Origin of the sequence: Amycolatopsis saalfeldensis, assembly GCF_900110575.1 — a bacterium.
In the GTDB taxonomy this organism is placed as follows: Bacteria; Actinomycetota; Actinomycetes; order Mycobacteriales; family Pseudonocardiaceae; genus Amycolatopsis; species Amycolatopsis saalfeldensis.
Map to the genome: position 1 here is coordinate 203,243 of NZ_FOEF01000005.1, position 18,641 is coordinate 221,883.

16 protein-coding genes are annotated in these 18,641 nt (G+C 71.4%); 9 read left to right on the top strand and 7 right to left on the bottom strand.

The features are described 5' to 3' along the window. Positions 1 to 168: 168 nt before the first annotated feature. Entirely contained in the window at positions 169 to 906 is a 738-nt protein-coding gene (locus tag BMY97_RS14285) for a TetR/AcrR family transcriptional regulator (RefSeq protein ID WP_091617288.1), read from the bottom strand. A 78-nt stretch (positions 907 to 984) separates the two neighbouring features. On the opposite strand from BMY97_RS14285, the gene BMY97_RS14290 reads away from it, so the two are divergent. Further along, a complete protein-coding gene (locus tag BMY97_RS14290) occupies positions 985 to 2,436 on the top strand; it encodes an MFS transporter (protein ID WP_245787311.1) in 1,452 nt (483 codons plus the stop codon). 12 nt (positions 2,437 to 2,448) lie between these two features. On the opposite strand, the gene BMY97_RS14295 is transcribed toward BMY97_RS14290, so the two are convergent. After that, entirely contained in the window at positions 2,449 to 4,095 is a 1,647-nt protein-coding gene (locus BMY97_RS14295; protein WP_091617289.1) for a DNA repair helicase XPB, read from the bottom strand. A gap of 89 nt (positions 4,096 to 4,184) precedes the next feature. Here BMY97_RS14295 and BMY97_RS14300 point away from each other — a divergent pair, with 89 nt between their 5' ends. Beyond that, positions 4,185 to 4,814 carry an LppU/SCO3897 family protein gene (locus BMY97_RS14300; protein ID WP_091617290.1) on the top strand — a complete coding sequence of 210 codons (630 nt, stop codon included), beginning with the start codon at positions 4,185 to 4,187 and terminating at the stop codon, positions 4,812 to 4,814. Here BMY97_RS14300 and BMY97_RS14305 read toward each other — a convergent pair whose 3' ends face one another. Further along, the gene (locus BMY97_RS14305) at positions 4,815 to 5,780 is read right to left on the bottom strand and encodes an ABC transporter substrate-binding protein (RefSeq protein ID WP_091617291.1); all 966 of its coding nucleotides are present in this window, start codon (positions 5,778 to 5,780) and stop codon (positions 4,815 to 4,817) included. Between the two features lie 195 nt (positions 5,781 to 5,975). On the opposite strand from BMY97_RS14305, the gene BMY97_RS14310 reads away from it, so the two are divergent. The 4 genes from BMY97_RS14310 to BMY97_RS47025 all read left to right on the top strand — a co-directional run bounded on the left by BMY97_RS14310 (position 5,976) and on the right by BMY97_RS47025 (position 10,640). Next, the gene (locus tag BMY97_RS14310) at positions 5,976 to 8,810 is read left to right on the top strand and encodes a sensor histidine kinase (RefSeq protein ID WP_177231339.1); all 2,835 of its coding nucleotides are present in this window, start codon (positions 5,976 to 5,978) and stop codon (positions 8,808 to 8,810) included. An 11-nt stretch (positions 8,811 to 8,821) separates the two neighbouring features. Further along, the gene (locus BMY97_RS14315; RefSeq protein ID WP_091617293.1) at positions 8,822 to 9,499 is read left to right on the top strand and encodes a copper homeostasis protein CutC; all 678 of its coding nucleotides are present in this window, start codon (positions 8,822 to 8,824) and stop codon (positions 9,497 to 9,499) included. A gap of 76 nt (positions 9,500 to 9,575) precedes the next feature. Beyond that, a complete protein-coding gene (locus BMY97_RS14320; protein ID WP_091617518.1) occupies positions 9,576 to 10,307 on the top strand; it encodes a GAF and ANTAR domain-containing protein in 732 nt (243 codons plus the stop codon). Between the two features lie 168 nt (positions 10,308 to 10,475). Further along, positions 10,476 to 10,640: a hypothetical protein gene (locus BMY97_RS47025; protein WP_177231340.1), complete on the top strand. Its 165-nt coding sequence runs from the start codon at positions 10,476 to 10,478 to the stop codon at positions 10,638 to 10,640. Here the strand turns inward: BMY97_RS47025 and BMY97_RS14325 are convergent. Further along, entirely contained in the window at positions 10,628 to 11,218 is a 591-nt protein-coding gene (locus BMY97_RS14325) for a sigma-70 family RNA polymerase sigma factor (RefSeq protein ID WP_091617294.1), read from the bottom strand. The two genes, BMY97_RS47025 and BMY97_RS14325, sit on opposite strands and share 13 nt — an antisense overlap. 285 nt (positions 11,219 to 11,503) lie before the next feature. On the opposite strand from BMY97_RS14325, the gene BMY97_RS14330 reads away from it, so the two are divergent. From BMY97_RS14330 to BMY97_RS14340, 3 genes are all read left to right on the top strand, one after another. After that, complete coding sequence (locus tag BMY97_RS14330) at positions 11,504 to 13,141, top strand: S53 family peptidase (protein ID WP_091617295.1); 1,638 nt, start codon at positions 11,504 to 11,506, stop codon at positions 13,139 to 13,141. 107 nt (positions 13,142 to 13,248) lie between these two features. Continuing rightward, entirely contained in the window at positions 13,249 to 14,838 is a 1,590-nt protein-coding gene (mdlC, locus tag BMY97_RS14335; RefSeq protein ID WP_091617296.1) for a benzoylformate decarboxylase, read from the top strand. 61 nt (positions 14,839 to 14,899) lie between these two features. Next, positions 14,900 to 16,117: an acyl-CoA dehydrogenase family protein gene (locus tag BMY97_RS14340; protein WP_091617297.1), complete on the top strand. Its 1,218-nt coding sequence runs from the start codon at positions 14,900 to 14,902 to the stop codon at positions 16,115 to 16,117. Between the two features lie 42 nt (positions 16,118 to 16,159). On the opposite strand, the gene BMY97_RS14345 is transcribed toward BMY97_RS14340, so the two are convergent. The 3 genes from BMY97_RS14345 to BMY97_RS14355 are packed head-to-tail and all read right to left on the bottom strand — an operon-like array spanning position 16,160 to position 18,640. Then, positions 16,160 to 17,023 (bottom strand): ABC transporter ATP-binding protein, encoded by an 864-nt coding sequence (locus BMY97_RS14345; RefSeq protein ID WP_091617298.1) that lies wholly within the window; start codon positions 17,021 to 17,023, stop codon positions 16,160 to 16,162. A 22-nt stretch (positions 17,024 to 17,045) separates the two neighbouring features. Further along, positions 17,046 to 17,876, bottom strand: a complete 831-nt coding sequence (locus BMY97_RS14350; protein WP_091617299.1) for an ABC transporter permease — start codon at positions 17,874 to 17,876, stop codon at positions 17,046 to 17,048. Then, positions 17,873 to 18,640 carry an ABC transporter permease gene (locus tag BMY97_RS14355; RefSeq protein WP_091617300.1) on the bottom strand — a complete coding sequence of 256 codons (768 nt, stop codon included), beginning with the start codon at positions 18,638 to 18,640 and terminating at the stop codon, positions 17,873 to 17,875. Before BMY97_RS14355 ends, BMY97_RS14350 begins: the two co-directional genes overlap by 4 nt. Position 18,641 lies beyond the last annotated feature (1 nt).

The window sequence follows — 18,641 nt, forward strand, 5'->3', positions numbered from 1 at the left end:
CCGACAATTTCCAGGGTTCTGGTCGCTCATCCGTTCGAGTGAATCCAGAAAAAGGCAGGTCAGGGCGCCGGCAACCCAAAGCGAGGGAAGAAATCAGTTTCGGACGGGGCTCCTGTGGCTGCTGTGAACGATGCGGCAAGCGGGTGACGACCAGTCCCGCGACGGGCCCTACGACGTCGCCGGCACGAGCCCGCGGAGCAGAACGCCGAGTGTGAAGTCGAACCGGTCGTGCTCGTCGCCGTGGGTCAGCTCCCGCGCGTACGCGACCGTGGTCGGAAAGCGGCTCTCGGGCAGCATCTTGAACCGCTCGATGAGCTCGGCCCGGTCGGCGCCGTCGCCGTCCTCCTCGGGCCGCTGCCTTAGCGACGCCTCGAAGCTGTGCGCGCTGACGTAGAGGAACGCGGCGTCGCTCGCCCAAGCGGCGGACTGCGGCGAGACCCCTCCGGTCAGCAGGATCGTGAGCAGCCCTTCGCCGATGCGAAGCGTGTCCAGGCTGTTCGGGGTGCCCGCCAGCGCGGCGCGCGAGATGCCCGGGTACCGGAGGTACTGGTCGCGCAGCTGGCGGCAGACGTCGAGGACCTGCTCCTGCCACCGCGCCGGGTCCGGCGTGGGCAAGGTCACCTTGGCGCACAGCTCGCCGATCAGCAGGTCGTCCAGCTCCGCCTTGTTGCGCACGTGCGCGTAAAGCGACGACGGGCCGGTCTGCAGTGCGGCGGCGACCCGGCGCATCGTCAGCGCCTCGAACCCTTCGGCCTCGACGAGCTGGAACGCGGTGTCCACGATCCGGCCGACGGTGATGGGCGCCTTGCGGGACCGCGACGTGGCCCGCGTGTCGCCTAGGGCCGCGATCTGTGCCGCCCACTGGTCACGGGAAACGGTGCCGCGCGAAGCGCTCCTGTCAGCCATGGCCCGACTATAGCACTTGACACGAACAGTGTTCAGACATAGAACAGTGTTCGTATCGAATCCGCGGAAGGAGCGCCCATGAGCGTCGAAAGCCCCCCGATCCAGGCCTCGCCCCGATCCCTGCGCGAGGCCTGGATGGCCCTGGCCGGGCTGTCCGCGGTGTTCCTGTTCGAGATGCTGGACAACTCGATCCTGAACGTCGCGCTGCCCACGATCGGCCACAGCCTGCATGCCTCGACCGTCGCGCTGCAGTGGGTGACCGGCGCCTACGCGGTCGTGTTCGGCGGCCTGATGCTCGCGTTCGGCGCGATCGCCGACCGGTTCGGCCGGCGGCGGGTCATGCTCGTCGGCCTGGTGCTGCTGGGCGTCGCGAGCCTGGCGACCGCCTTCGTCACCACCGCGGAGCAGCTGATCGCCGTCCGGGTGGTGATGGGCGTCGCCGCGGCGATGACCACCCCGGGCTCGATGGCGCTGGCCTTCCGGCTGTTCGAGGCGGACAGCCTGCGCGTGCGGGCGATGACCGTCATCTCCACCGTGGGCATGGCCGGGCTCGCGCTCGGCCCGACGGCGGGCGGCCTCGTGCTCGCCATCGCGCCGTGGCAGGTCCTGCTGCTGGTGAACGTGCCGATCGCCGGGCTCGCGATCCTCGGCATCCGGGCCGGCATCGCCGCGGACGATCCGGCGGATCTGCACCGGGACCCGGTGGACGTGCCCGGGGCCGTGCTGGGCACTGCGACGGTCCTGCTCGCCCTCGCCGCACCCACGCTGTTCGTGAACGAGGGCGCCGGCTCGTGGATGCCGTGGCTAGCCGCCGCTGCGGCCGTCGTGGCGGCGATTCTCTTTGTCCGGCGCCAGCTTTCGGCGCGTTACCCGCTGCTCGACCTGAGGCTCGTCGCCCGCCCGCTGGTTTCCAGCGGCCTGGCCTACAAGGCCGCGTCCGGGCTCGCGACGGCCGGCCTCGGCTACCTGGTGACGCTGCAGCTGCAGCTCGCCTGGGGGTGGTCGCCCACGCTCGCGGCCATCGGCATGCTGCCGCAGGTGGTGGTCCTCCTCGCGGGCGGCCGGTTCGTGAATCCGTTCGTGGAACGGGTCGGCCTCGACCGGGCCGCCTGGCTCAGCGCCTCGGCGGTGGTGCTCGGGCTCGCCGTCTACGCCCTGATGAACAGCTTCGGCTACGTGTGGGTCGCCCTCGCGCTCGTGATCGAGGCCGCCGGGATGCGCGTCGTCGGCGCGGTCGCCGGGGTCAACGTGCTCCGCGGCCTGCCGAAGAACCGGAGCACGATCGGCGCGGCGCTGGTCGACACCGCCACCGAGGTCACCTCCGCCGTCGGCATCGCCGTGACCGGCACGATCCTCGCCGCGCTGTTCACCGGCAGCATCGCCACGTCGAACTGGAGCGCGCGGCAGACCACGCAGTTCCAGACCGCCGCGACCCTCTCCGGCCTCGTGCTCACCGTCGTGGCCGCGGCGCTCGTCGGCTGGGCGATCCTCCGCATGCGGGGTACCTCGGACGAGCCGGAATCCCTGTAGCCCAAGGAGAAACTACAGCGGCCGCCGCAGGTCCTCGGCGTCCACGATGTGGTAGGCGTAGCCCTGTTCGGCCAGGAAACGCTGGCGGTGGGCCGCGTACTCGGTGTCGACGGTGTCCCGCGAGACGATCGAGTAGAAGTGCGCCTGCCGGCCGTCGGCCTTGGGCCGCAGGAGCCGGCCGAGGCGCTGGGCCTCCTCCTGGCGCGAGCCGAACGTGCCGGAGATCTGGATCGCCACCGAGGCTTCCGGCAGGTCGATCGAGAAGTTCGCCACCTTGGACACCACCAGCGTCCGCAGTTCGCCGCGGCGGAAGCGGTCGAACAGCTCCTCGCGCTCCTTGTTCCTCGTCGAGCCCTGGATCACCGGGGCGTCCAGCTCGTCGCCCAGCATCTCCAGCTGGTCGAGGTACGCGCCGATCACCAGGGTCGGCTCGCCGGCGTGACGCTCCACAATGGACCTGATCACCGGGGTTTTCGTCATGGCCGTGGCGGCGAGCTTGTAGCGCTCCTCCGCCTCCGCCGTGGCGTACGCGAGGCGCTCCGCGTCGGTGAGGGTGACCCGCACTTCGGTGCACTCCGCGGGCGCGATCCAGCCCTGCGCCTCGATGTCGCGCCACGGCACGTCGTAGCGCTTCGGGCCGATCAGGGAGAACACGTCGCCCTCGCGGCCGTCCTCGCGGACCAGCGTGGCCGTCAGCCCGAGACGGCGGCGCGACTGGAGGTCCGCGGTCATCCGGAAGACCGGGGCGGGCAGCAGGTGGACCTCGTCGTAGACGACCAGCCCCCAGTCACGGGAGTCGAACAGCTCCAGGTGGCGGTACTCGCCCTTGGTCTTGCGCGTGACCACCTGGTAGGTCGCGATGGTGACCGGCCGGATCTCCTTCTTCTCCCCGGAGTACTCGCCGATCTCCTCCTCGGTCAGCGAAGTGCGCGCCACCAGCTCGCGCTTCCACTGCCGTCCCGCGACGGTGTTGGTCACCAGGATCAGCGTGGTCGCCTTGGCCTGCGCCATCGCGGCCGCGCCGACCAGCGTCTTGCCCGCGCCGCACGGCAGCACGACCACGCCGGAGCCGCCCGCCCAGAAGGCCTCGGCCGCGCGGCGCTGGTAGTCGCGCAGCTCCCAGTCCTTCTCGTCGAGGTCGATCGGGTGCGCCTCGCCGTCGACGTAGCCCGCGAGGTCCTCGGCCGGCCAGCCGACCTTCAGCAGCGCCTGCTTGAGCCGCCCGCGCTCGGACGGGTGCACGACCACGGTGTCCGGGTCGACGCGCGCGCCCAGCATCGGGCTGATCTTCTTGTGCCGCGAGACCTCCTCCAGCACCGCGCGGTCGGTGGTCGACATCACCAGCCCGTGCGCCGGGTGGTTGGCGATCTGCAGCCGGCCGAACCGGCCCATCACGTCGACGACGTCGATCAGCAGCGGCTGCGGCACCGGGAAGCGGGAGTACGTGGTCAGCGCGTCGACGACCTGCTCCGCGTCGTGCCCGGCGGCACGCGCGTTCCACAGCGCCAGCGGCGTGATCCGGTAGGTGTGGACGTGTTCGGGGGCGCGCTCCAGCTCGGCGAACGGCGCGATCGCGATCCGCGCGTCGTCGGCCTGCGCGTGGTCGACCTCGAGCAGCACGGTCTTGTCGGACTGGACGATCAGGGGGCCATCAGTCACCTGTCCTTTATACGTTCCATCCGCGGCCGTCCTCCCGCCGCGGGCCCGCGGGTGCCAAGATGATCGCCAGGACCATTGGGAGGGGCCCCTTGAGCACACCACCGTTCGGCGTCCCGTCGGCAGCCAATCCGTTCCAGCCCCCGGGCTACGCGCCGCCGCCCCCGCCCCAGCCGGGGAGGCCGGGGCCGCTCGGCGCCAGGACGAAGGCGCTGCTCGGCGGCGCCGTCGTGGTCGCGCTGGGGCTCGGCTCGCTGGGCGCGTTCGGGGTGGCCGCGATCGCGCACTCGGCCGGCCCGCCGTCGGCGGGCAGCTGCCTCTACCTCAGCCAAGAGACCATCGGCACCCAGTCGTACCACGGGGTCGGCTGTTCGGATCAACGCGCGACCTACCGGGTGGACAACGTGGTCCACGGGTCCTCGACCTGCCACGGCAGCGATTACGTCCGGTTCCAGGTCTTCGGCGGCTCGTCCCGCAGCACCGGCTCCACCCCGGACGAGACGCTCTGCCTCGCCCTGAACGTCTCCTCGGGCGACTGCCTGCGCAACGTCGACGACGAGACGTCCGTGCGCAAGGTGACCTGCACCGATCCGACCGCGCAGGCCCGCGTCAGCGTGCACGACGGCGACGACAGCCAGTGCGACGCCGCGGCCACTGCCCTCGCGTACGCGGGCCCGCCGGCCCGGACGGTCTGCCTGATCCCGTCCGGCGAGAACATCTAGCTACGGCTGGTCTTCCTCCGGGAGCATCGCCTGCACGTCCAGCCGGTTCGCCAGCTGTCCCGCGGTGTGCATCAGGTCGGCGACCCGCTGCAGCCGGGTCGCCGACAGCGTCGTCGGGTAGCTGCCCAGTGAGATCAGCGCCGCCGTGGTCGCGTCGATGTCGGAGAACGTCGGCAGCGCGTCGCGCACGGTCGCCGAGTCGCCCGCGGTCAGCTGGGCCTGCATGAGCACCCGGCGGAAGGCGGCGAGCGTGTGCGGGGCGGCCTGCGCGAACGCGCCGGTGGCGGTGTAGCCCGAGGCCGGGAAGTCCAGGGTGGCGCCGCTGGAGCCGTCCGCGAGGATCTGCGCGCCCAGCTCCTTCTCCGCGCGGGTGATGAACGGCTCGACCATCAGCGCCGCGTCGGCGTCGCCGGACTGGAGGGCCTGCGGCATCTGGTCGAACGGGCGCGCCACGTAGCGGATCTTGGCCCGGTCGACGCCGGCGGTCGAGAGCACGGAGCCCGCGGTCAGCGCGCCGATGTCGTCCGGGGTGTCCACCGCGATCTTCGGCGACTTCTTGGCCGTGGGCTCGGTGTAACCGGAGCCGGGGAGCGTGACCAGCGCGATGGTGTTGCTGCCGGAGGTGTAGGCCTCACCCTGGAGCTGGAGGGTGGTGCCGCCGCTCGCGGCGCGGAACAGCGAGACGTCGCTGCCGAACGTCACGTCCAGTTGACCGGAGGTCAATTTGGCCAGCCCGTCGTTCGCGCCCAGCTCCACCAGGTCTACGTTCAGCCCGGCTTCGCGGAACTTCCCGGCGGCCACGGCGATCCGCAGCGGCGCCGTGTCGATCGGGTTCGCGACGCCGACGCGCAGGGTGGTCCGCTCCAGCGCCGGCGGCGGCGCTGAGTCACCGGAAGTGAACAGGGAGCAGCCACTGGTGGCCAGCAGGACCGCCACCAGTGCCAACGCCAGTCCGCGTACGTTCATCCGCTCTCACCTACCGAGAGAATCTGCTCATCATGCTGGAGCTTATGGTCCGCTGCCCATACCATCGCGGACAGGGCCGTGGCCCCGCCAGAATGGCATCCCGATCTGCCCGAGGTGACCTACTCTTCAGTAGGTTCGAGCTGGAGAACCCGATGCCGTCCGTGGGTGAGGTCCCGCGGTGAAAAGGAAGCCCAGGTGACCCGTCGCGACAAGCGTCCCCGCAAGGGCGACGCGACGGATTCCGCTGCCCGGCAGAAGGACGTCACGGATTCCGTTGCCCAGCAGCAGCTCGGGGGCCGTTGGCGGCTGCGCAACTGGCGGTTGCGCACCAAGCTCTTCGTCGTCCTGCTGATCCCGGCGCTGGCCGTGGTCGGCCTGGTCGGCCTCCGCGTGAGCAGCGACCTGCGCGACGCCCAGCAGCTCGCCGAGTTCGCCGCGCGGGGCCGGGTGGACAGCGCCGTGGCCGAGGTGTTGCACCAGCTGCAGCGCGAGCGGGACGTCACGGTCCGGTTCGTGGCCGGCAACCGGCAGGGCAACCCGGCCGACCTCGCCGGCCAGCGCACGCGCGTGGACCAGGCCATCGGCGCCTTCGAGCGGACGCTGGCCGACAGCAAGCCGCGGCTCGCCGCCTCCGCCGCCAGCAGCCTGCAGCAGAGCGACGACCGGCTCCACGTGCTCAGCGGCCTGCGGTTCTCCGCCGAGCACTCCGCCTACCCGGCCGACGCCGTGCTGCGGTCCTACAGCGAGCTGATCTCCGGCCTGCTCGACATCAGCGACACCGCCGCCGCCGACGTCTCGGACCCGCAGCTCGCGCGGCTGCGCCTGGCCGGCAACGCGCTGGCGCGGATCAAGGACCAGATGTCGGTCAAGCGCGCGATCATGGCCGAGGCGCTCGCCGAAGGCAGCCTGAACCGCGATCGCACGCGCGCGCTGCTGGGCGCCGAGGCCGAGCTGGCCGCCGCGCGCAACGACTACCGCACCTTCGCCACCCCCGACCAGCAGCGGATGTACGACGACACCGTGATCGGCCTGGTCGTCGACATCGGCAACGACCTGGTCGAGTCGGCGCTGACCCGCACCGAGAACGGCCAGTCGCTCGCCGGGCTCGACCCGGACCAGTGGGACACCGCGGCCACCTACACGGTCAACCTCACGCACCAGGTGCAGGAGGCGCTGCTCGTCCAGCTGCAGGAGCAGACCGACGCGATGGCCGCCCGCGCCCGCACGTCGACGATCTGGGACGGCGGCATCGTCCTGGCCGTGCTGCTGGTGGCCGGCGTGCTGTCGGTGGTCATCGCCCGCTCGCTGCTGCGGCCGCTGCGCGTGCTGCGGCGGACCGCGCTGGAGGTCGCCGACCACCGGCTGCCCGAGGCCGTCCAGCGGCTGCTCACCGACCCGGACCCGGCGCCGGAGAAGATGCGGCACCGCGCGGCCGTCGCACCCGTGCCGGTGTTCACGCGCGAAGAGGTCGGGCAGGTCGCTCGGGCCTTCGACCAGGTGCACGGCGAGGCGGTGCGGCTCGCTGCCGAGCAGGCGCTGCTGCGCGAAAACGTGAACGCGATGTTCGTCAACCTCTCGCAGCGCAGCCAGGACCTCGTCGAGCGGCAGCTGTCCGTGCTCGACCGGATGGAGGCGGACGAGCAGGACCCGGACACGCTCGCGGGCCTGTTCGAACTCGACCACCTGGCCACGCGGATGCGGCGCAACAGCGAGAACCTGCTGGTGCTCTCGGGCACCGACCTGGTGCGCGAGGACACCGGCGCGGTGGTCGCGGACGAGATCATCGGCGCCGCGCTCAGCGAGGTCGAGCACTACCAGCGGATCGAGCTCGGCCCCGGCCCGGCGCTCGCGGTGCGCGGCGAGGCCGTGAACGACCTCGTGCACGTGGTGTCGGAGCTGCTCGAGAACGCGACGCGCTATTCCGACGAGCGCACCATCGTCACCGTCGAAAGCGCCCGGACGGCGGACGGGGCCTGGCGGATCGACATCACCGACCGCGGCGCCGGCATGCCGCAGGCCGAGATCGACCGCACGAACGCGCGGCTGGCCGACCCGCCGGACGTCGACGTCGAGGTCTCCCGCCGGATGGGCCTGTACGTGGTGGCGACGCTCGCGGTGCGCCACGAGATCGAGGTCCGCCTGCATCCGGCCGAGGGCACCGGCCTGCGCGCGACGGTGCTGGTGCCGGCCGCGCTGATCACCGAAGCCCCGGTGCCCGCACCGGCCTCGGTCTCGGCCGAACCCGAGCCTTCGCCCGAGCCGGAGCCCATGCCGGAGCTGCTGGCCCCGCTCGCGCCGCTGACCCCGGTGGCCGAGCCGGTGCCGGACGAGCCGGCCGACGACGTGCTGCTCACGCCGGTGCTGGAGCCCGGGCCGCCGCGGCGCGCGCCGGTGGTGGAGAGCAGCCCGCCGTGGCCGCCGGCCGCGGAACAGCGCTCGCACCTGGAGTTCGACGCGCCCACCGAGCGCATGCCCGCCTACCGCGACGTGCTTTCGCGCTGGTTCGACGCCGTGTCCTCGTCCCCGGACGCCCCGGCGCCCACACCCCCGGAACCGCTCCCGATCGCCCCGGGACACGAGACGCCCCGCGCCGAGGCCGAGCCGCCGCGGCACGCCATGGCGGTGCCGGAGCAGCTGGCGTTCCCGGTCGCCGACCCGGAGCCGGAATACCCGGCCGCCGAGCCCGAACCCCCCGAGCCCGGGTATCTGGAAGCCGAGTACCCGGAAACCGAGTTCTCGGCGTTCGAGGAGCCCGCGTACCCGGCCGATGAGCCGCCGTACCCGACGGAGGAGCCGGACGCGGACCCGCAGTGGCCGACGCCCGACGAGCTCGAGCAGGAGGACGGCGCCGAGGACACCTGGCCCTTCCTGCGGGTTTCCGACGTCGAGGACGGCCCCGGGCTGGTGCCGGAGCAGCGGCCGATACTCTCGCTTTCCCCCGAAGCGGTGCGCGAGCGGATGACGAGCCTTCAAGGCGGGTTCCGCCGCGGTCGCCACGCGCGGGGGGACGACACCACGCACCCTGATTGAACGGACGACGCATGAGCTCGAAGACCGCCCTGCTGGAAGTGATCGCGCTGGGCGCCGAGGACGCGCAGCGCGCGCAGGAGGGCGGGGCGGACCGTCTCGAACTGGTCGCCGACATGGCGAGCGACGGGCTCACCCCCTCGGCGGCGACGGTGCGCGAAGTGCTCGCCGCGACCGACCTGCCCGTGCGGGTCATGCTGCGGGGCGCCAACTCCTTCGCCGCCGGTGACCTCGACGCGCTGCGGGCCGACGCGGCGAAGCTGGTGGAGGCCGGCGCACGCGAGTTCGTGTTCGGCTTCCTGACCGAGGACAACGAGGTCGACGCCGAGGCCTGCCGCTCGCTGCTGAAGGAGCTGGACGGCCTGGCCTGGACATTCCACCGCGCGATCGACCGTTCGCGCGACCCGATCGCGGCGTTCGGCGTGCTGGCCGAGCTGGGCTGCGACACCGTGCTGGCGGCGGGCCACCCGGCCGGGGTCGGGAGCGGCCTGTCCGTGCTGCAGCGGCTCGCGCGCCGCGAAGACGGCCCGGCGCTGCTGGTCGGCGGCGGCCTGCGCGCCCAGCAGGTGCACTTGCTGCGCGCGGGCGGGGTGCGCGGGTTCCACGTCGGCAGCGCGGTCCGTCCCGGCGGCTGGCAGTCCACTGTGGACGTGGACGCGGTGCGCCAATGGGCTGACCTGGTCAAAGCGTGACCTGACAACGGCCGGATTGCTCTACAGTCAGCGGCGGGGTTTCCGGCGGGCGAACAAGTCACGGGAGGTGGCCGGCTTGACCGAAGGGCGGCTCCTGGAGACGTTCGTCGAACTGGCCGACACGTTGATCGACGACTTCGACGTCATCGAGTTCCTGCACCTGCTGTCCGGCCGCTGCGTCGAGTTGCTGAACGTCGACGCGGCCGGTCTGCTGCTCGCGAACGCGGCGGGGGAGCTGCAGCTCGTGGCCAGCTCGGACGAGGAGGTCCGGCTGCTGGAGCTGTTCCAGCTGCAAGGGGACGAGGGGCCCTGCCTGGACGCGTACCGGCTCCGCCGCGAGGTGACGAACGCCGACCTGGCGGCGCTGTCGGGGGAGTGGCCGAAGTTCGCCGCGGCCGCCGCGGACCACGGTTTCCGCGCGGTGCACGCCCTGCCGGTGCGCCTGCGGTCGGAGGTGATCGGGGTGCTGAACCTGTTCTCCTCGGCGCCGGGCGAGCTGGGTGCCGGGGATCTGCGGGCCGCCCGCGCGATGGTCGACGTCGCGACGATCGGGCTGCTGCAGGCCCGCATGATCCGGCACCACGAGGTCCTGGTCGAGCAGCTGCAGACGGCGCTGTCCAGCCGGGTGATCATCGAGCAGGCCAAGGGGTTCGTCGCCGAGCGGCTCTCGCTGGAGCTGGACCAGGCCTTCGCCGTGCTGCGCCGATACGCGCGCAGCCACAACCGGAAGCTGAGCGCGGTGGCCGGCGACGTCGTCGCCCGGTCGGCGACGGTGCGCGAGCTGTTCGAGCGACCGGCCGGACGCTGAAGGCCGGGTTGTCCATCCGGTGAGAACCGGTTCGCCCGGTGGGCTGGACTTCACCACCACACCCCGATCGATGGCCGCCGTAGCGTCCGCGCGCGGCTATCGTTTGAAGTCTCCCGTCCCTGACCCCCGGCGGCAGCAACGTCCGATCGCAGGTGCAGGAGGCGCGCCATGGGCGTGCGCATTCATTTCGGGCTCCCGGCCGAGGCCGGGCGCCGTGATCCGGCCACGCCCGTGAAGCGTCCGCTGACCGGCGTGCGCGCCCTGCTGGCCAAACGGGAGCCGCGCACTCTGGGCCCAGCCGGGCCCGGGACCAAAGCCGTTCACTCGGACTGATTCGCCGCCTTGGCGTTCATCAGCTGCCGCAGCTTGGACAGCGACCGATGCTGGGCGACGCGCACGGCGACGGCGCTCGGCAGGCCCAGCGCCTCCGCGGTCTCTTCGGCGGTGAAGCCGAGGACCACCCGCAACGTCAGCAGGTCCCGGTGCAGCGGCGGCAGATGGCTGAGCAGCTCCCCGATCTGGAGGCGCGCGTCGGTGCGCGCGTATTCGTCCGGTGCGGCCAGTGAGCTTCCGGCACGGGTGTCGCCGGGATCGGCGAACGGCTCGGACAGGTCACGGCTCTGGCGCCGGTATGCGTCGGCGACCTTGTGCGCGGCGATGCCGAAGACGAACGAGAGGAAGCTGTCGGTCTCGTAGCGGTAGCGCGGCAGCGCGAGCAGCACCGCCATCAACGTCTCCTGCGCGCAGTCCTCGGCGCCGAAGCTGCTGCCGAGCCGTCCGCGGCAGTAGCGCAGCACCAGCGGGCGAAGGTCGGCGAGCAGCCGGTCCACTGCCGTCCGGTCGCCCTCGATCGCGGCCGCGACCAGACGGGCGTCCAGACGCGGCGCGGGCGGGCGCTCGTCGGTGGACATCCAGTGCCGCCCCGGGGTTCGACTCGGTGATCGCGTTCAGCAAGAGTCCTCCTTCCTGACCGGGATGTCCATCTCGGTCAGGCGTGCCCGGCAAGCCGGGCAACTGCGACATATCCGGTCAAAAGCGCCGGAAATTGCAGCGGTGGCACATAAACGGAACAAGAAAAGGTCAGACAAAAGTAGGTTCCTTGACGGCTTACGAATTTCTTAAGCTTCCTCTGCCGTCGGAGCACGGGGCCCTGAGTGTGTTCCGGCGCGGTCCCCCACCGTTTGAGAGGAATTGCCATGCGCTTGCGCAAGCTCGTCGCCGCAGCGGTACCGCTGCCGGCCTTGCTGTGCCTTTCCCTGGCCCCCGCCGCCAACGCGGACCCGCTGGTCACGATGGCTGCCAACGCCGCCCCGCTGACCCAGAGCGACCGCACCGGCGACGTCGGAGCCGATCAGCAGATCCCCGCGGCGCTGTCACTGAAGCTCCACAACCAGCAGGCGCTGGACCAGTTCCTCTCCGACGTCCAGAACCCCGCCTCGCCCCAATACCACCACTTCCTCACGCCCGCTCAGTTCAATACTGCATTCGGCCCAACACAGGCCGACGTGAACAAGGCCGTTGCATTTCTGAAACAAAACGGCGCGTCCGGAATCGAGGTTTCCGGCAACCGTCAGGCGATCACGTTCACCGGTTCGGCCGCGCAGCTGGAATCCACGTTCCACACGCGGATCGGCAATTATCTGGACAAGATCACCGGCCGTAAGTTTTTTGCCAACGACTCGGCCCCGTCGTTACCTGCCTCCGTCTCGTCGGTGGTCGGCTCGGTCGTCGGCCTCGACAACCACGCCGTGAAGCAGCACTCGGCCACCACCGCGGCGCCGCACGTGGTCAAGGCCGTGACGCCGCCCATCCTCAAGAGCGCCTACGGCACCAGCGGCCTCTCGGCCACCGGCGCGGGCGTGAACGTCGGCTTCGTGGAGTTCGACGGGTACAAGAAGGCGGACATCACCAGCTACGACACGAAGTACGGCCTGCAGGCCGGCAGCGTCTCGACGGTCTCGGTGAGCGGCGCCAACTACGACTCGAGCCCCGGCCAGGGCGAGGTCGAGGTCGACCTGGACATCGAGGTCGTGCACGCGCTGGCCGCCGCGGCCAACGACTACGTGTACGAGGCCCCGAACAGCAACGCCGGCGAGCTGGCGATGTACCAGAAGATCGCCTCCGACGCGAAGGTCAAGGTCGTCTCCATCTCGTGGGGCTCGTGCGAGGCGGCCGAGGGCTCCTCGGCGGCCAACAGCGTGAACAGCGCGATCTCGACCGGCACCGCGGAGGGCATCAGCTACTTCGCCGCCGCGGGTGACGACGGCACCACCGACTGCGCCCGCCAGACCGGCAGCTACTCGAAGGCCGTCGACTTCCCGGCGTCCAGCCCGAACGTCTCCGGCGTCGGCGGCACCCAGCTGACGGTCACCTCGTCCAACGGCTACAGCAGCGAGAAGGCCTGGAACGACGGCTCGAACGGCGCGGGCGGCGGCGGCATCTCGACCGTGTTCAGCGCCCCGTCCTGGCAGTCGAAGCAGAGCACCACGAAGCGCAAGGTCCCGGACGTCGCGGGTGACGCGGCCATGGGCTCGGCCTACACGATCGTCAGCGGGGGCAGCACCGGCAACGTCTGGGGCACCTCGGGCGCGGCCCCGCTGTGGGCGGGCTTCGCCACGCTGCAGAACCAGGTCCACGGCGGCGGCCTCGGCAACCTGAACCCGACCTTCTACAGCATCGGCAACGGCAGTTCGTACGGCACCGGCTTCCACGACGTCACCACCGGCAACAACAGCCTCAACGGCACCACCGGCTTCACCGCCGGCACGGGCTACGACCAGGTCACCGGCTGGGGCTCCTTCAAGGGCACCGGGCTCTCGGGCCTGATCGGCTGACCCACCCCGGTTGCGCCGAGGGCCCCTTTCCCCGTGGGAGAGGGGCCTTCGGTCCGTTTTGCCGGGCGTGGTTCAACCCGGGCCGGAGCCGGGATAGCGTGGGGGCCATGGGAAATCGCACCGTCCGGGACGCCACTCGCGAGCTGCTCCGGAACCTCGGCCTGACCACCGTGTTCGGCAACCCCGGCACCACCGAGGTCGCGTTCCTCACCGACTGGCCCGACGACTTCACCTACGTGCTCGGGCTGCAGGAGTCGGCCGTGGTCGCGATGGCGGACGGCTACGCGCAGGCCACCCGCAAGCCGGTGCTGGTCAACCTGCACTCGGCGGGCGGGGTGGGCCATTCGCTCGGGCACGTGTTCACCGCGTTCCGCAACCGGTCGCCGCTGATCGTGCTGGCGGGCCAGCAGACGCGGTCGCTGCTGCCGGACGAGCCGTTCCTCGGGGCGGTGCAGGCGGTGGACTTCCCCAAGCCGTACGTGAAGTGGAGCATCGAGCCGGCCAGGGCCGAGGACGTGCCCGCGGCGATCGCGCGGGCCCACCACGTCGCGACCCAGGCGCCGCAGGGTCCGGTGTTCGTCTCGGTCCCGGTGGACGACTGGGACCGCGAGGCGACCATGCCGCTGCCGTCCGGGCACCGGGTGCCCGGTTTCGCGCCCGATCCGGACGCGCTGGCCGAACTCGCCGCGGCGCTCGACGGCGCCGAGCGGCCCGCGCTGGTGGTCGGCGCGAGCGTGGACGCCGAAGGCGCGGTGCCGGAGCTGGTGGCACTGGCCGAGAAGCTGGGCGCCGGCGTGTGGGTCGCGCCGATGTCGTCCCGCTGCTCGTTCCCCGAGGACCACGAGCTGTTCCTCGGCTTCCTGCGCCCGGAGCGGCGCGCGGTGGCCGACGCGCTCGAGGCCCACGATCTGGTGGTGGTGCTGGGCGCGCCCGCGTTCACCTACCACATCTACCGCGGCGAGCCCGAAACCGCGCTGCCGCCGATGCACGTGATCAGCGACGACGAGCAGGTCCTCGCGCGCGTCGCGATCGGCACCGGGATCCGCTCGACGTCGAAGCTCGCCATCCGCGCGCTGGCGGAGCGGGTCCGGCCGGCCGGGCGCACGGTCGCGCCGCGCGCCCCGAGGCGGGCCAAACCGGCCGAGGTCACGCCGATCTCACCGGACTACGCCTACTCGGTGGTCGCGGATCTGTTGCCGGACAACACCATTGTCGTCGAAGAGACGCCGAGCCACCGCAGCAGCATGCACGATCACCTGCCGATCACCGCCACCGACACGGGTTTCCTGACCGTCGCCAGCGGCACCCTCGGCTACGGCCTGCCCGCGGCGGTGGGCGCGGCCATGGGGCGCCCGGACCGCAAGGTGGTCGCGGTGCTCGGCGACGGCTCCAGCATGTACTGCGTGCAGGCACTGTGGACGGCCGCGCGCGAGCACGTGCCGGTCACCTTCGTGATCCTGGACAACGCGCAGTACGCCGCCGTGCGCATCCTCGGCGAGAACGCGGGCGGGCGGAAGATGCCGGGCACCGAGCTGGGCGGCATCGACTTCGCGCAGCTGGCCCGGAGCATGGGCTGCACGGCCAGCACGGTCGAGCAGCCCGGCGAACTGCGCCCCGCGCTCGCCGCCGCGCTGGCCTCGGCCGGGCCGAGCCTGGTGCACGTCAAGGTGGACCCGAACCCGCAGACCATCTACTGAGCCCGCTTTCCCGGGGCCGGGCCGCATTGACCCGACCGGGTGACGCTGTTTGGATGTCCGGGTGCAGCCTCTACTCACTCCCGGACAGCAGGAACTCGTCGACCAGGCCGGAAAGCTCGCGGACGTGTTCGCCGAGCGCGCCGCCGTCCACGACCGCGAGAACACCTTCCCCCACGAGAACTACGAAGACCTGAGGGAAGCGGGTTTCCTGCGGCTTTCGGTGCCCGAGGAGCTGGGCGGCTTCGGCGCCGGGCTGCCGGAGATCCTGCCGGTGCTGGAACGGCTGGCGATGGGCGACGGCGCCACCGCGCTGGCGTTCACCATGCACCTCTCGCCGCTGGGGCAGTGGGCCAGCGTCTGGCGGCGGACGAAGGCGCCGAGACTGGCCGAGATGCTGGTGAAGGCCCGCGAGGGCGACCTGGTCTGGGCGTCGATCACCAGCGAAACCGGTCTGCGCAACGACATCACGGACTCGAAGACGTCCGCGGTGAAGGTCGACGGCGGCTTCGAGCTGACCGGCCGCAAGAGCTTCGCGACCAACTCGGCCGTCGCCACGCACTGCTCGACGACCGCGCGCTACGAGGACGCCGACGGCGGACCGCGGCTGCTGCTCTGCCAGATCGCGCTGGACCAGCCCGGCGTCACGATCCACCCGACGTGGAACACGATGGGCATGCGCGGCACCCAGAGCAACGACGTCGAGCTGGACAAGGTGTTCGTCGAGGACGCGGCCGTGGTGCACTCGCTGCCGGTCAAGCACCTCGACGCGCGGGTGCTGGAAACCGTGTGGGCGTGGGCGATGCCCGCCTTCTCGGCCGTCTACACGGGAATCGCGGCGGGCGCGCTCGACTGGACCGTGAAGTCGTTGCGGCAGCGGGGAAAGACCGGCGACCCGGTGCTGCAGGACGTGATCGGGGAGTGCCAGATCCTGATCGAGGCCTCGCGTGCGCTGATCTACCGCCACGCCGAAGAGGTGACCAGCCGCCGCCTGTTCACCGGTGACGTGCAGGACGGCGTCGCGCGCTGCTCGATGGTGAAGTACGTGGCCGCCAACAACGCGGTGCAGGTGATGCAGCGGCTCGTGGACGTGCTGGGCGGCATGTCCTACACCAAGGCGCTGCCGTTCGAGCGCATGTGGCGGGACGTGCAGGCGAGCACCTTCATGCCGATGGGCAACCTGGCCACGCGCAAGCTGGTCGGCGCGAACGTGCTCGGCGTGCGGACCCTGCCGGAGATCAGCCCGGACGAGACGGGCCACGACTCGCGGGCCAAGGCCTGAAGCCTCGTGAGTGTTCCAGCCGGTTCCAACCGGCCGGAACACTCACGAGCTTTGCATGTCCTCGGTGACGGCTTTCTCGGTCTTCTCGGCGGCCGAGGCCAGCTCCCACTCGGCGGCGTCCGCGGCCGCGGCCTGCGCCGGGCTGCCGTGCAGCAGGCGGGCCACCTCGCCGCGCAGGGCGACGAACTCGGCCGACTCGCGGGTGGTGATCTGGTCGCGTGACGCAGGCAGGCCGACGGGCAGGTCCGCGACGATCCGCGCCGGCGACTTCGACAGCACCAGCACCCGGTCGCCCAGGTAAACGCTCTCGTCGATGTCGTGCGTGACCAGCAGGACGGTGGTGCCCTGCTGGGCCTGCACGCGGCGCAGCAGGTCCTCCAGCTCGAACCGGGTCTGCGCGTCGACGGAGGCGAACGGCTCGTCCATGATCAGCAGCGCCGGGCGGCTCGCCAACGCGCGCGCGATGGACACCCGCTGCTGCATGCCGCCCGAGAGCTGCCACGGGAACTTGCCGCCGACGCCGGAAAGGCCGACCGCGTCCAGCGCCGACGCGGCCTGGGCGCGCCGCTCCGCCTTGCTCAGCTTGCCCCAGCGCAGGGGGAACTCGACGTTCTTCGCCACGGTCAGCCACGGGAAGAGCGAGCGGCTGTAGTCCTGGAACACCACGGCCAGATCGTCGGGCACGCCGTCGACCCGGTCGCCGTGCAGGCTCACGGTGCCGGACGTCGGCGGGAGCAGCCCGGCGATCGCCCGCAGCAGCGTCGACTTGCCGCAGCCCGACGGGCCCACGATGCACGCCAGCTGGCCGGCCTCGACCGTGAACGACAGCTCGTTCACGGCGGTGTGCGCCTGGTCGCCGGTGCCGTAGCGGTGGCTGAGGCCGGAGACCTCGAGCATGGTCGACATTTCTGCAACTACCTTCCGGAACCTAGTGACGGCCGGGCTGCCACGCGAGCACCCGCCGCTCGACGGCGAGCAGGGCCGCGTTGAACCCGTAACCCAGGATGCCCAGCAGCACGATCCACGCCCACATCTGGTCGAGGTCGTAGGAGCGCTGGGCGAACAGCAGCGCGTAGCCGATGCCGTTGAGCGCGCCCACCAGCTCGGAGATCGCCATCAGGATCAGCGCGATCGACAGCGAAAGCCGCAGGCCGGCGAAGATCTTCGGCAGCGCCGCGGGCAGCACCACGAGCCCGATCCAGTACCGGCGGGGCGTGCGGAACGCGCGGGCGGTCTCGGCCTTCACCTTGTCCACCGAGCGCGCGCCGTCGACCGTGTTGAGCACGATCGGCCACAGCGAGCCGAAGATGATGGTGGCGACCTGCATGCCGGGTCCGATGTGGAACAGCACGATGAACACCGGCACCAGCGCGGGCGGCGGGATCGCGCGGAAGAACGCGAACAGCGGCCCCACGTAGTCCATCCCGGTGCGCGAGCGGCCGAGCGCGACGCCGAGCGCGACGCCGATCACGACCGAGATCAGCCAGCCGCCGAGCACCCGCTCGAGGCTGGGCACGACGTGGTCGAACACCGCGTCGCCGAGGAAGATGTGCGAAGCCGGGCCCGAGAACCACAGCTTCGCCGCCGCGACAGCGATCTTGCTGGGCGGTGGGAAGAACACGTTCTGGCTCAGCCGCGTCGCGATCTCCCAGAGGACCACGAGCACCACGAGCACCAGCCACTTGCGGGCGAACCCGCTCAGCCCCCGGCCGACGCGGCCCCGGGCCGTGAGCACCGAAGGCTTTTCGACGACGGTCATGCGGCGGCCCCCTCGTCGGCGGTGCTCCAGCGGAAGAGCCGCCGGCCCAGCCGCTCCAGCCCCTCGTTCACCAGGAAGCCCAGCACACCGGCGACCACGGTGCCCGCGAGCACCAGGTCCATCCGGTTCTCGCCCGAGGACGCCTCGAGGATGAACTGCCCGATGCCGAGCTTGGCGCCGGCCAGGAACTCGGTGCTGATCACCAGGATCAGGGAGATCGCCGCGGACATCCGGATGCCGGTGAACACGAACGGCGCCGCGTGCGGCAGCGCGACGGACGTGAGGATCCGGGACTTCGGCGTGCCGTACGTCCGCGCGGTCTCGGTCAGCAGCGGGTCCATTTCGGACAGTGCGTAGATGGTGTTGAAGAGAATGGGCCACACCGCCGCGTACACGGCGAGGGCGATCTTCGACTCGGGCCCGCCGCCGATCAGGATCAGCACCAGGGGGATCAGCGCCACGGACGGGATGGGCCGGAGGAACTCGACGACCACCCTCGTCGCGTCGCGCAGCCAGCCGATGCTGCCGAGCAGCAGGCCCGCGGGGACCGCGATGGCGATCGAGATGACCAGCGCGATCGCCCAGGCCAGCACCGACGCGATGACGTCGCGGACGAACTCGGTGTCGCCGAGCAGTTCGCCGAGCCGGGCGAACACGACGGTCGGCGGGGGGAGGTCGTTCTGATTGACCAGGCCGGCCCGCACGACTACCTCCCAGAGCAGGAGAAAGCCGAGCAGGCCGACCAGATTGCGGACGATCCTCACG

Excerpts from the sequence above, each read along its gene's own strand:
- BMY97_RS14305 (WP_091617291.1), bottom strand. The coding sequence starts at position 5,780 with ATGAACGTACGCGGACTGGCGTTGGCACTGGTGGCGGTCCTGCTGGCC.
- BMY97_RS14330 (WP_091617295.1), top strand. The coding sequence starts at position 11,504 with ATGCGCTTGCGCAAGCTCGTCGCCGCAGCGGTACCGCTGCCGGCCTTG.
- BMY97_RS14290 (WP_245787311.1), top strand. The coding sequence starts at position 985 with ATGAGCGTCGAAAGCCCCCCGATCCAGGCCTCGCCCCGATCCCTGCGC.
- BMY97_RS14285 (WP_091617288.1), bottom strand. The coding sequence starts at position 906 with ATGGCTGACAGGAGCGCTTCGCGCGGCACCGTTTCCCGTGACCAGTGG.
- BMY97_RS14315 (WP_091617293.1), top strand. The coding sequence starts at position 8,822 with ATGAGCTCGAAGACCGCCCTGCTGGAAGTGATCGCGCTGGGCGCCGAG.
- mdlC (WP_091617296.1), top strand. The coding sequence starts at position 13,249 with ATGGGAAATCGCACCGTCCGGGACGCCACTCGCGAGCTGCTCCGGAAC.
- BMY97_RS14345 (WP_091617298.1), bottom strand. The coding sequence starts at position 17,023 with ATGTCGACCATGCTCGAGGTCTCCGGCCTCAGCCACCGCTACGGCACC.
- BMY97_RS47025 (WP_177231340.1), top strand. The coding sequence starts at position 10,476 with ATGGGCGTGCGCATTCATTTCGGGCTCCCGGCCGAGGCCGGGCGCCGT.
- BMY97_RS14350 (WP_091617299.1), bottom strand. The coding sequence starts at position 17,876 with ATGACCGTCGTCGAAAAGCCTTCGGTGCTCACGGCCCGGGGCCGCGTC.
- BMY97_RS14325 (WP_091617294.1), bottom strand. The coding sequence starts at position 11,218 with ATGTCCACCGACGAGCGCCCGCCCGCGCCGCGTCTGGACGCCCGTCTG.